Source organism: Vibrio sp. R10-SG-ISO4, assembly GCF_059834135.1.
On the sequence record NZ_JCBDHJ010000013.1, the window covers coordinates 1 to 12,401 of the forward strand.

The 12,401-nt window shown below is 49.2% G+C and carries 12 protein-coding genes; 10 read left to right on the top strand and 2 right to left on the bottom strand.

Features of this window, described 5'->3' with window-relative positions; translation table 11 throughout:
- Positions 1-341, top strand: a 341-nt coding sequence (locus AC6R03_RS06470) for a formylglycine-generating enzyme family protein (protein WP_500653650.1), incomplete at its 5' end; no start/stop codon positions are given.
- A gap of 96 nt (positions 342-437) precedes the next feature.
- On the opposite strand, the gene pdxH is transcribed toward AC6R03_RS06470, so the two are convergent.
- Positions 438-1,073, bottom strand: coding sequence for a pyridoxamine 5'-phosphate oxidase (pdxH, locus tag AC6R03_RS06475; RefSeq protein ID WP_500630220.1), 636 nt, complete (start codon positions 1,071-1,073; stop codon positions 438-440).
- Between the two features lie 210 nt (positions 1,074-1,283).
- On the opposite strand from pdxH, the gene AC6R03_RS06480 reads away from it, so the two are divergent.
- The 4 genes from AC6R03_RS06480 to AC6R03_RS06495 are packed head-to-tail and all read left to right on the top strand — an operon-like array spanning position 1,284 to position 7,429.
- Positions 1,284-2,675: an HlyD family type I secretion periplasmic adaptor subunit gene (locus AC6R03_RS06480; RefSeq protein WP_500630221.1), complete on the top strand. Its 1,392-nt coding sequence runs from the start codon at positions 1,284-1,286 to the stop codon at positions 2,673-2,675.
- A 42-nt stretch (positions 2,676-2,717) separates the two neighbouring features.
- Complete coding sequence (locus AC6R03_RS06485; RefSeq protein WP_334552823.1) at positions 2,718-3,380, top strand: transglutaminase-like cysteine peptidase; 663 nt, start codon at positions 2,718-2,720, stop codon at positions 3,378-3,380.
- 5 nt (positions 3,381-3,385) lie between these two features.
- Positions 3,386-5,296, top strand: a complete 1,911-nt coding sequence (locus AC6R03_RS06490) for a bifunctional diguanylate cyclase/phosphodiesterase (protein ID WP_334552825.1) — start codon at positions 3,386-3,388, stop codon at positions 5,294-5,296.
- A gap of 15 nt (positions 5,297-5,311) precedes the next feature.
- Complete coding sequence (locus AC6R03_RS06495) at positions 5,312-7,429, top strand: type I secretion system permease/ATPase (RefSeq protein ID WP_500630222.1); 2,118 nt, start codon at positions 5,312-5,314, stop codon at positions 7,427-7,429.
- A 140-nt stretch (positions 7,430-7,569) separates the two neighbouring features.
- On the opposite strand, the gene AC6R03_RS06500 is transcribed toward AC6R03_RS06495, so the two are convergent.
- A complete protein-coding gene (locus AC6R03_RS06500; RefSeq protein ID WP_500630223.1) occupies positions 7,570-8,967 on the bottom strand; it encodes a tryptophanase in 1,398 nt (465 codons plus the stop codon).
- 520 nt (positions 8,968-9,487) lie between these two features.
- On the opposite strand from AC6R03_RS06500, the gene AC6R03_RS06505 reads away from it, so the two are divergent.
- The 5 genes from AC6R03_RS06505 (at position 9,488) to AC6R03_RS06525 (ending at position 12,351) form a co-directional block, all read left to right on the top strand.
- Positions 9,488-10,120 carry a DUF2057 family protein gene (locus tag AC6R03_RS06505; protein ID WP_500630224.1) on the top strand — a complete coding sequence of 211 codons (633 nt, stop codon included), beginning with the start codon at positions 9,488-9,490 and terminating at the stop codon, positions 10,118-10,120.
- A gap of 51 nt (positions 10,121-10,171) precedes the next feature.
- Positions 10,172-10,705 (top strand): GNAT family N-acetyltransferase, encoded by a 534-nt coding sequence (locus AC6R03_RS06510; protein ID WP_500630225.1) that lies wholly within the window; start codon positions 10,172-10,174, stop codon positions 10,703-10,705.
- Between the two features lie 107 nt (positions 10,706-10,812).
- A complete protein-coding gene (locus tag AC6R03_RS06515) occupies positions 10,813-11,274 on the top strand; it encodes a hypothetical protein (protein ID WP_500630226.1) in 462 nt (153 codons plus the stop codon).
- Entirely contained in the window at positions 11,271-11,882 is a 612-nt protein-coding gene (locus AC6R03_RS06520; protein WP_500630227.1) for an SCO family protein, read from the top strand. The genes AC6R03_RS06515 and AC6R03_RS06520 overlap by 4 nt, the downstream gene beginning before the upstream one ends.
- Positions 11,883-11,904: 22 nt before the next feature.
- Positions 11,905-12,351, top strand: a complete 447-nt coding sequence (locus AC6R03_RS06525) for a copper chaperone PCu(A)C (RefSeq protein WP_500630228.1) — start codon at positions 11,905-11,907, stop codon at positions 12,349-12,351.
- Positions 12,352-12,401 lie beyond the last annotated feature (50 nt).

Genomic DNA, 12,401 nt, shown 5'->3' on the forward strand with positions numbered 1-12,401 from the left:
TGCCAACCGAAGAAGAGTGGGAAGTGGCCGCGAGAGCAGGCAGTCAAGATCGTTACTGGTGGGGAGATAAGTTTGTTCCCGGTCAAGCGAATACCGGCTGGAGTGGCACCCCTTGGGCAAACAAGAGCACGTCACCAGTCAGCGCCTTTAAGCCTAACCCACTCGGTTTGTATGACGCTGTGGGCAACGTATGGCAGTGGACAAACAGCGCTCGTCACATCGCTAAGGGTGGCGCTTGGAACTTTGCTCCGGATATGTCCGCCGCTCATCAGCAGCTTTATTTGTCCGACTCTACCGCCACCAACTATGTCGGCTTTCGAGTGGTGCGAGACATTAACTAACGCTGAAGCCAAGTCTGTTGAGCTCGAGTAGCAATAAAAAATGCCACAATTGTGGCATTTTTTGTGTCTCTTACACTGAATGTTTTGTGTAGACGGCTACGGCGCTAAACGATCCACCAGCCAATTGTCTTGCTGTTTCGAAAACAAGAAACGATCATGCAGACGATGCTCACCCCCCTGCCAAAACTCGATGCTCTCTGGGCGAATGCGGTAACCACCCCAAAAGCTGGGCACCGGAATTTCACCCTTTTCGAACTTCTTTTTTAGCTCTAGGTATTTACCTTCTAGGATGCCGCGTGCCGAAATACGGCTACTCTGCTTACTGGCAATGGCCGCAATTTGACTCTCTTTGGGTCTTGAAGAGAAGTATTTCATGTTCTCCACAACACTCAGCTTCTCCGCCACGCCAGTAACGTGCACTTGGCGCTCGAGTGGGTGCCAAGGAAAGTGGAGGCTGACTCTCGCATTGCCCTCAATGTGCTGAGCTTTGCGACTGCCTAAATTGGTGTAAAAGACAAACCCTTGTTGGTCGACATGCTTAAGCAACACAATGCGCTGAAAAGGTTGGCCGTTGGCATCTACTGTCGCGACGGTCATGGCGGTAGGGTCGGTGAGCTTGGCGTCTACCGCTTGCTTTAACCACAGATCAAATTGCTCAATCGGGTCCGCAGACAAATCTTTACGGCGCAGACCTCCTTTAGTGTACTCACGACGAATGTCTTCCAGTTCCATCTTTTCTCCTCATCGACCGCGACGATAAATTTTTGCTGATTGTGCGCCCATAAATCGTATAACTCAAGTGAAACACCCGATGAAGGAACTAAACTTAATGGCAAGGACTCAAAAAACATATAAAGCACGACATTCTATAAGCATTTTCTTAACATTTTGCTGGTTGAGTAATAAAATCAATTAAATAACCAAGATTGAAAAGGATAGCGAATGAGTAAGAGCGGTTACAACAAGCTCACTCCGGATGAGTTGGATTACGTCGATGATAAAACCGCGGCGCTCCTACTCAACACCCCGAGCAGCGCACGTATTATGCTCTGGGTCATGGTGCTGTTTTTTATTTTGGCCGGTGTGTGGGCCTCTTGGGCACAGATCGATCAAGTGACCGTAGGTCAAGGCAAAGTCGTTCCCTCTTCTCAAGTCCAAATCGTGCAAAACCTTGAAGGCGGCTTGGTGAAAGAAATCCTCGTTCGAGAGGGACAAATTGTCCAAAAAGGCCAACAACTGCTACTCATCGATGACACCCGTTTTCGCTCTGACTTCCGCGAGCGAGAGCAGCAAGTCGCCAACCTGACCGCCAGTGTTCTGCAGCTCTCTGCATCCATTACCAGTGTTGAAGTGAATGAAGAGTTCGACGACAGCAACTGGCAAAGTAACGTTCAACTCGACTTCAGTAAGCTCGCCTTCCCTCCGATTCTGGAAGAGCGTCAGCCTCAACTCGTCGCTCGTCAACGGGCTGAATACCGTCAGGATCTCAATAATCTGCGCAACCAAATTTCTGTCATCGATCAGCAGGTTAAGCAGAAGCAGCAAGACTTAGTGGAAATACAAGCGCGTGTAAGAAACCTGCGAGACAGCTATGACTTTGCACGCAAAGAGCTCGAAATCACCGAACCACTAGCGGAAGAAGGCGTAGTACCTCGCATTGAGCTGCTCAAACTGCAACGCCAGGTAAACGATACGCGCAGAGAGTTGACCTCAAGTGAACTGAAAGTACCTGTTCTACGTTCATCCATTCGCGAGTCGATGTTGGCACGCATAGACGCGGCGCAGAAATTTCGCTCCGAGCAACAAGAAAAACTCAATGAGGCGCAAGACCGACTCTCCTCTTTGACCGAGTCGACCGTTGGCCTCGAAGACCGAGTCAATCGCACCATTGTCACGTCACCCGTTACTGGTACCGTCAAAACGCTCAATATCAACACCGTCGGTGGCGTAATCCAACCCGGCATGGACATCGTTGAAATAGTACCGAGTGAAGATACCTTGTTGGTCGAGGCCAAAATTGCGCCACAAGACATCGCTTTCCTCAGGCCAGACCTCAACGCGATTGTGAAATTTTCTGCTTATGATTTTACCAAGTACGGCGGATTAGAAGGCTCTCTTGAGCACATCAGCGCGGATACCACTACCGACGAAGAAGGCAATAGCTTCTATTTGGTGCGTGTGCGGACCAGTGAAACGTCATTAAACAAAGATGAGTCACTGCCGATCATCCCTGGGATGACAGCGTCGGTCGATATCATTACCGGTAAGCGCACTGTGCTGGAATATCTGCTCAAACCGATCATGAGCGCGAAAAGTAACGCACTAAAGGAATAGTGAATGCACAACTCTAACGCACACAAAAGCGGCCTGTAATCGATGAAGTATTGTTGGGCCTTAGTGCTTATGCTTATAAGCTCCGCCACGTCGTTTGCTCTGAATACATCAGAGCAACGTTGGGTGTCGGCTGTGCATAAAGTCTATGGCCCAAGAGCTGCTAAGCGCGTAGAAACCTGGCGCAACGAAATCTCACAATATCAATCGCTACCGGAGACAGAACAACTTGAAAAAGTAAACAACTTTTTTAATCAGCTTCACTTCGTTAACGATGACAGACTGTGGGGCAAAGCCGACTATTGGGCGACGCCGCTCGAATTTTTAGGCGCGAACGCCGGGGATTGCGAAGATTTCACCATTGCCAAATATTTTTCACTGCTCGAACTTGGCGTCTCAGACAGAAAATTGAGGCTAGTGTATGTTAAAGCCATCGAGCTGAATCAATTTCATATGGTTCTCGCCTACTATTCATCACCCAGTGCGGAACCTTTACTTCTCGACAACATTAACCCGCAGATTCGCCGCGCTTCCACCCGCCGCGATCTACTACCGATCTACAGTTTCAATGGTAAAAACCTCTGGTTAATGAAGTCGAAAAACGGACAGTTAGCAGGAAAATCGTCCCGACTTAGCTTATGGAACGATCTCCGTGCGCGAGAAAAATCGCTCAAACTCAATAAACCAATAGTCAATTATGATGAGTAGGCAATATGACGTTATATAAACAACTTGTCGCGGGAATGATTGCGGTCTTTTTGATGTTAATGATCTCGGTCTTTATCATTGAATTCAACACCACGCGAAACAACTTAGAGCAGCAACAGCGCTCAGAAGTGAATAACACCATCAACACGGTCGGCTTGGCTTTGGCTCCTTATTTGGAGAATAAGGACCAAGTCGCGGTGGAATCCGTTATCAATGCGCTGTTTGATGGCAGTAGCTACTCTATTGTTCGTCTGATTTTCCTCGATACTGGCGATGAGATATTGCGCGCCTACCCTATCAAACCCGTCAATGTTCCAACTTGGTTTACCGATCTTAAGCTGTTCGACACTATTCACGATCGACGTGTGGTCACCAGTGGCTGGATGCAGTTGGCGGAAGTCGAAATTGTCAGCCACCCTGGGGATGCCTACACCCAGCTATGGCTTGCCTTCGAACGTTTGGTTTATGCGTTCTGCTTTATCTTCCTCATTGGCTTGTTTGCGATCTCTTTCATCTTGCGCCGCGCATTAAAGCCGCTCCAGCTCATCGTCACCAAAATGGAGCAAGTGGCGAAGAATCAATTCGGCGAACCTCTTCCCCGCCCAGCGACCAAAGATCTCATCTACGTGGTCGATGGCATCAACAGCATGTCTGCACAAGTAGAAAAATCGTTTAAAGCACAAGCTCAAGAAGCACAGCAATTGAGACAACGTGCCTACATCGATCCCGTGTCTCAATTAGGCAACCGCGCTTACTACATGAGCCAATTAAACGCATGGTTGACCGAAGGCGGAATGGGTGGCGTTGCTATCTTAGAGGCGAGCTTTATCCGTGAACTGTATGAGGAAAAAGGCTATGAAGCGGGTGATGGCATGGTCAGAGAGCTGGCCGATCACCTAAAAGTCTCTATCTCCTCGCCGGAAGCGACATTGGCGCGCATCTCGTCTGAAGAGTTCGGTTTTATCCTTCCGAACATTGATGACAGTGAACTCAAACTGATGGCGGACAGCATCATTACCTTTGTGCAAGATGTCAGTGCCGATCCTACCGGCATGGCGACCGCTAATGTGTCACTGGGTGTGGTGTACAGCAAAACATCGCGCGGTACGTCTGAAATTCTCACCATGCTTGATAACGCGTTGGCAGCGGCCAAAGCAAACCCAGATTCCAATTATGGCTATGTGACCGGTGAAAACACTGAAAATCTCATGGGCAAACAGCAATGGAAAAACTTGGTTGAAGAGGCGATCAGCAACGATTGGTTCTCCTTTAGGTTCCAAGCCGCGAACGACTCCTGGGGACAGACATACCACCGCGAGGTGTTCTCTGCGATTGAGAAAGGCGATGAGCGTTATACCGCCAACCAATACCTGTTTGCGCTTGAACAATTGGGCGCAAGCCACATCTTTGATGAGTACGTCATTCAATCGGTGGTGGACAAGCTAAGCCGCGGCGAATTCAAAGAACCCGTTGCCATCAATATGTCGCAAAGCAGTATTTCCCAGCCAAGCTTCATTCGCTGGATATCTCAATATTTAGCCAAGCACAGCAAAGTCGCCCCTCTGCTCCACTTTGAGATCCCAGAAAACTGCTTTATCAACGCACCACACCACACTGCGCTATTTTGTAATGCCATTCGTACGGCTGGCGCCGACTTTGGTGTCGATAATTACGGCCGGAATTTCCAATCGCTCGATTACATCAACGAGTTCCGTCCTGCGTACGTGAAACTGGATTATCTCTACACTCACCACCTTGATGATGAAAAGCAGAAGTTCACATTGACGTCTATCTCGCGCACTGCGCATAATTTGGGTATCAAGACCATCGCCTCGCGCGTGGAAACACAAACGCAGCTTGATTTCCTATCTGAACACTTTATTGAAGTCTTCCAGGGCTTCATCGTAGATAAATAACGACAAAGGGTTAGCATGCAGGATCCGCTATTAAATTCGCTTATCTACGTCAGTCGCTACTATGGTTTAGCGAACTCTCCAGAGGCACTCATTAATGGGCTGCCTCTTGCTGACGGGAAGCTCACACCTTTCCTATTTCCGCGCTCGGCTGAACGGGCTGGTCTAGTCGCGAAAGAAAACCGCTCAAAGCTGAGCGACATTCCCCAATTGGTATTGCCCGTTGTACTGCTGCTTAAAAGCGGTGACGCTTGCGTTCTCAACAGCATCAATGACGAAGGCAGCGAAGCGGAAATTGTTACGGGTGAATCCGGCCTTGTGCCGATTTCTATCAGCATGGATGAACTCGAAGCGCTCTATATTGGCCGCTACTTCTTAGTCAAAAAGCAATTCCGTTACGATGAGCGCTCACCCGAAGTACTCAATACTAAAAAGGGCCACTGGTTCTGGAGTACCATTTGGCAATCGAAACGTATTTATCGAGATGTGTTAATTGCGTCTATTCTCATTAACCTGTTCGCCGTAGCCGCGCCAATGTTTACCCGCTTGGTGTACGACAAAGTGGTCCCCAACTTGGCGTTTGAAACCTTGTGGGTGTTGGCGAGCGGTATCTTTGTCATCTTCTTGTTTGATTTGGTGCTCAAACTACTTAGAAGTTACTTCATTGATGTAGCGGGTAAAAAGTCGGACATTCTCATCTCCTCCAAACTCTTTAGCAAAGTGATGGGGATCCGAATGGAGTCTCGCCCCCCTTCCGTGGGTGCGTTTGCTCGTCACTTACAAGAGTTTGAATCGATTCGTGAGTTCTTCACCTCTGCAACCATAGGCTCGTTGATTGACTTGCCTTTTGCGCTGCTGTTTTTGCTTCTGATTTGGCTAATGGCCGGTAATTTGGTGCTGGTACCGATTGTCGGGGTGGTGATCCTGGTCATCTACTCACTGCTGATTCAAGGGCCTTTGCGTCATACCATCGAAGAGGGTTCAAGACTCGCATCGCAAAAATACGCGAACTTGATTGAGAGTTTGGCTGGGCTGGAAACCGTGAAATTGTTTGGCGCCCAAAGCCAATTTCAGTTCCGCTGGGAAGAAGCCGTTGCCCACATGGCCAACTGGAACATCAAAAGTCGCCGAATTACCGATGGCATTCAAAACACAGCGGGATTTGTTCAGCAAGCGTCGAACGTTGGGATGATCATTCTTGGCGTTTATTTGATCTCTGAGGGTGAATTGACCATGGGTGGTCTGATTGCTGCCACCATGTTGAGCGGTCGAGCAATTGGCCCTATGGTGCAGCTTTCACTGCTCTCGACTCGATACAACCAAGCCAAATCCTCAATGACCATCATTGAGCAAGTGATGTCGATGCCTGACGAACAAGAAGAAGGTAAACGCTACATTCACCGCCCAATCGTACACGGTAAAATTGAGCTTGATAAAGTCACCTTTCACTACCCTGACTCACCCATCGCGTCGATTCGAGATCTCAGTTTAGTTATCAACCCAGGAGAAAAAGTGGCGATCATAGGTCGAATTGGCTCAGGCAAGACCACACTTGAGCGCTTGATCATGGGCTTGTACAAACCCACTGAAGGACACGTGCGTATCGACGATACGGACATAGACCAAATGCACCACATCGACGTAAGACGCAACATTGGCTGTGTGCCGCAAGACAGTCAGCTATTCTACGGCTCGATTCGCGATAACATTACGCTTGGCAAACCGCTAGCCGATGATCGCGATGTGATGGATGCGGCTAACCGCGCTGGCGTGACCGTGTTTACTCAACAAGACCCTGCCGGGCTAGAAAGGCAAGTGGGTGAAGGAGGAATGCTGCTGTCCGGCGGTCAAAGACAATCCGTCGCCATCGCGCGAGCCTTACTTGGCCGCCCACCCGTTTTGCTGATGGATGAACCCACCAGCGCAATGGATAATCGCTCTGAGATGCATATCAAGCAGCAGCTCTCTCAATTGAAATCGAGCGAGACGCTGATCCTTATCACGCATAAAACCTCAATGCTTGATGTCGTCGATAGAGTCATCGTGATGGAAAAAGGCAATATTATCGCTGACGGCCCTAAAGCTGAGGTACTGAGCAGCTTGAAACAAGGTAAAGTGCGCGCGGTCAATCACTAAACCACGCTCTGATAACGCAACGCGCCACTCGGTGTTAAACCGTTTGGCGCGTTGTTGTTTATGTGAATAGTTACCTAGGCAAATAGTTATCTAAGTGACTAGATCTGTACGCGAATGGCTCTTTAGCCAAATAGACTCCATTACTTAGAGCGAAAACGCGCCGTAAAGTGACGCAGCACTGGCGGCTCGTAATCGAACGTCAATCCTTTGAGTTCATGTGCGCGCTCTTTCAAGGCAATAATCGCATCGGCAATATAATCCATGTGATCATTGGTGTAGACGCGGCGCGGAATGGTCAAACGCATCAACTCCAAATCAGAGGCTTTTTGCTCCACCGTTTGAGGATCTCGACCAAGCAACAAAGAGCCAATCTCAACCGCGCGAATACCCGCTTCTAAATAGAGCGCATTACAGAGCACTTGGGCAGGAAACTCATCCGCTGGAATGTGAGGCAAGATTTTCGCCGCATCGACAAACACCGCATGGCCGCCCGTTGGCGTTTGGATCGGAATACCGCCTTCTTGCAAACGTTCACCAAGATACTCAACCTGAGAGATGCGGTAGTGAAGGAAATCTTCGTCTGCCCCTTCATAGAGACCACGAGCGAGCGCTTCCATGTCACGGCCCGCCATACCACCATAGGTGACAAACCCTTCCATCGGCACACATCGGGTGCGCACTGCTTGGAATAACTCCTCATGATCTCGAATGCAGCATAAACCACCAATGTTCACCATTGGGTCTTTTTTCGCCGACATAGTCAACATGTCCCCGTACTGGTACATCTCACGGATGATCTCAAGTATCGACTTATCTTGATAGCCGGGATCACGTTGCTTAATAAAGTAGGCGTTTTCACAGTAACGCGCGGAATCGATTACCACTGGAATGTCATTTTTCGAAGCAATCTCGTACACCGCGCGCATGTTGGCCATGGAAACAGGTTGCCCACCCGAGCTGTTACACGTCACCGTCGTGATGATCGCACAGATATTGTTGGCACCATGAGCCTCTATGGTGGTTTGCAGTTTATCGAGGTCAAAGTTGCCCTTCCAGTCATACGGCGTGGTAGTATCAAACGCGCGATCATCGACAACGTTAATCGCTTTGCCGCCGTTTAGCTCGATATGACCTGCGGTCGTATCAAAATGGTAGTTGGAGATAAAGACAGGCTCAGTACCACCGCGTACCACTTTCATTCTTTCAATCAACGCGGGGAAGAGGATCTGCTCAGCACCTCTACCTTGGTGTGCGGGAACCGTAAGTTTATAGCCAAAAAAATGCTCTACTGCCGCGCAAAGGTTGTAGTAGTTGCGGCTGCCCGCATAAGACTCATCCCCCAGCATCAAGCCTGCCCATTGGTTGTCACTCATCGCTCCGGTACCGGAGTCGGTGAGCAAGTCGATGTACACATCGTCACTTCTAAGCAAAAACGGGTTAAGTCCAGCCTCATTGAGCGCTTCAACTCGGTCTTGGTAGGTGGTCATTTTAATCGGTTCCACCATCTTAATACGGAACGGTTCTGGAATGCGTTTCATCTTTTGATCCTTTGATTGATCGCCAGCACTCGCGATACGCAAGCGTGCCAGAGCAGCATGCATATGCGGCATCACGCAGTGACGATCTTAAAATGTATTTAACGGTTGTGTTTCTCGCAGCGCATGGCGCTGACAAAGGGGATCAAAGTGATGAGGATTCTTTGCTGAGCAGGGAAAGGCAGTAGTCCAAGTTGTACCACGACGACAACACGAGTTTGCTGTCTAATGCTGATTGTCGCACGAAAAAGTCGACCAGCATGCTGCTTGTCATAGCGTTATCCTCCGGTTGAATTGAACATTCCTACACTATAGCGAAAACCTTTTTGAGATTACCGTGAAGTACGCCGCACAATAAACCATACAGAATCTGGTCTAATCGGTGTGCGACCTTTACGCCAATGAAGATTGTGTTAAATTTTCAAACTTCTCACATAAGGTTATTGAAATCGACGCCCGATACGCGCGATGATGCATGAGTTAAGTGCCTGTTTCATAGGCTACTCTGTAATTAGGGAATACCATGAAAAATCAATTTTGCCTTTTCGCTGCGACCGCATTGATCAGTAGCGCAGCCTTTGCCGATGTCACCCTTTCAATTCCTGATACCATTAATGTATTAGTGGTCAATGACGCTAGCCCTAAACTAGAAGGCGGGTTTTTCTCTGCGTCGAAAACCCTGACCCTACCAGATGGTGAGAACCAAATTTTGTTCCAGTACCAACCCTATTTTGACCAAGGTAATGATCGCGTCATTTTAGAAAGCGATCCGCTCGTTGGCACCTTCAACGCTTCAAACACTAAGCTAGAATTTGCTCTGCCTAAATACCGCAATGAAAACCAGGCGCGCAAGCAAATCAGTCATGTCGAGTGGTCACTTGTAGATGAGAGTGGCAACATGCTGGAGACCAAACAAGATAAATTGGTCAAAGATGGCTTTCAACTTGGGCGCAACCACCAAATCGAACTGGCCGAGTACAACCGCCAAGGTGGTGTCGCAGCACTCTCTACCGTCGCTGCTACGGCTGCAGTTGCCACGCCAGCCCCTACCACACAAGTTGACAGCAATACGGCCGAAGAAATGCTCCATTTTTGGTACAACAAAGCTGACGCAGAAACTCAAGCTCGTTTCAAAGCGCACATCAACAACCAATAATCACCCACGCGCTCAAACGAGCGCGTTATTTCTTTGCAAAGGAGTGCAAGCATGTTTCGTTATGAGGTTGATGACGAAGTCTCATTAGCACTGGTTCATGAGTCGTTCGCGGCCCACTATGCTCAGTTGGTCACAGAGCAACTGCCCTACCTAACACAATGGCTAGCTTGGCCTGCCCATTGCCAAACAGAGCAAGATTTTCGCCTGTTCATTCAACGCTCCTTACATGATTACGCCGATGGCAAATCCATGACCTGCGCCATCCTCTACAATAGCGATATTATTGGTAACTGCAGTTTCAATAGCATCAACCATGACACGAAATGTGTTGAAGTGGGCTACTGGGTAAGCCAACACCATCAAGGTAAGGGGATTGCCACGCGAGTGGTTCAAGCGCTGACGCACATCGCCTTTGACCAATACCAGATGGAAAAAGTCCAACTGAGCGCTGCGGTCGACAATCACGCGAGCCGCGCCGTCGCCACACGTTGCGGTATGACCCTTGAGGGAATCTTAAGCCATCAGGAAAATATTGATGGCCGCTTATTAAGCCACGCTATCTACGGTTTGCTTAAAAAGCCTTGATTTTGCGCACAAATCCTTGCCAGCCATACAGCGTTCACGTTGAGCTGTGGTAACATCCCGCCACTCTTGTTTGTCGATGTGACAATTTTTATGTGAGAGGCGGTTCGATGACATCAAGCTTTTCGATACACGGGAAAGGCCGTTGGCAGTGCCTACTGATCCTCGTAGCGCTCATGGGCGGTTACTTTGCCAGTGACATTTATCATTGGTTGAGCACAGCCCGCCACCAACACACTTCCATTGACTTAAGTGAGTACTGCGCGCTCACCACCTCTTCGTGTCAATTGGGCAAGGTCTCGATTCACGCGGATAAAGACACCAGTAAGCCTCTGCTGCCGACTACCGTCTCTGTCGCCTGGCCAGACAACGATGCTCAATCGCTGGTTCTGTCACTCCAGGGCGTTGAAATGGAGATGGGTTCGCCAAAGTTTTTGCTTACGCGGACAGGGGATGGCCAATATCAAGGCGAACTGCTACTCCCAGTCTGTACGGCAGACGCCATGACTTGGTATGGCACCGTCTCTGACGGTCATACCGACCATAAACTCTCAGTAAGGATGGAAAGATGAGTCGAAATTGGTCCCTGATTTTAGTCGTCGCCTTTGCGCTGGGATTTGGCCTTAAAAGCTATCTCGATCACCAATCGCAGGTCACCCCAACCAATGATAGCCGTGACGCGTCCATATTGTATGGTGAGCAAGGCCAACCCGTTGATATTTTTGACTCGTCCGACGCACGCATCCGTGTGGTTTACTTTGGGTTCACTCGCTGCCCTGATGTCTGCCCCACTTCACTGGCCATGTTGGCTGGCGCTCTAAACCAAGTGGGGGAAGAGGTTCAACACCAATTTAGACCCATGTTTATCTCTTTAGATCCCGAGCGAGATGCCGCTGCCGATGCACATCGCTACGCGCAGTATTTTCATCCGTCAATAGAAGGGCTCTCGGCGCCTCTTGAGATCACCACCCCGCTCGCCCATCGCTATGGCGTAATATTTAGAAAAACCGAACTGGAAAACTCTGAGCTAGGTTACACACTCGATCACAGCTCCTACTTCTACTTTTTAGCGCCGAATGGGACACTGTTGACCAAAGTCCCACACACTCTAACGCCCGCGCCTATTGTTGAGGCTCTGAACACCATGACCAAACAGCCCCAGCAGGCTGATGAAAAATAATTGATTGAGAAAGGATTGCCTGATGAAACTGCCTACACTTCTACTGTCTTCGCTGCTGATGAGCGCTTCAGCCATGGCGAATACCGATGTCATGACGCACCATGCCTACGCTCGTGCCACGCCGCCCGCAGCGGTAACCAGCGCCGTGTTTGTTACCCTAATGAACAAAGGTGATGAGGAGCGAATCATCACCTCGGCCTCCACTAGTGCGGCAGGCAAAGTGGAGCTCCATGATGTGATCAAAGAGGGCGATGTGATGAAAATGCGCCAGATTAAGCGCATCACCGTACCCGCCCACGAGCAAGTGGAACTGAAACCGGGTAGCCTACATATTATGCTGTTTGATTTAACGGCACCTTTGGTCGAGGATGAAGAGATTGAAGTAACTATTGAATACCTAAATGGCGAGTCACAAACCTTTACCGCTCCTGTGAAAAAGGTGATGAGCGGGATGAAACACCACCACTAACGTCGATGCCGAATGCGGCCAATTAAGACAACACTAAGGGAGCGTATGCT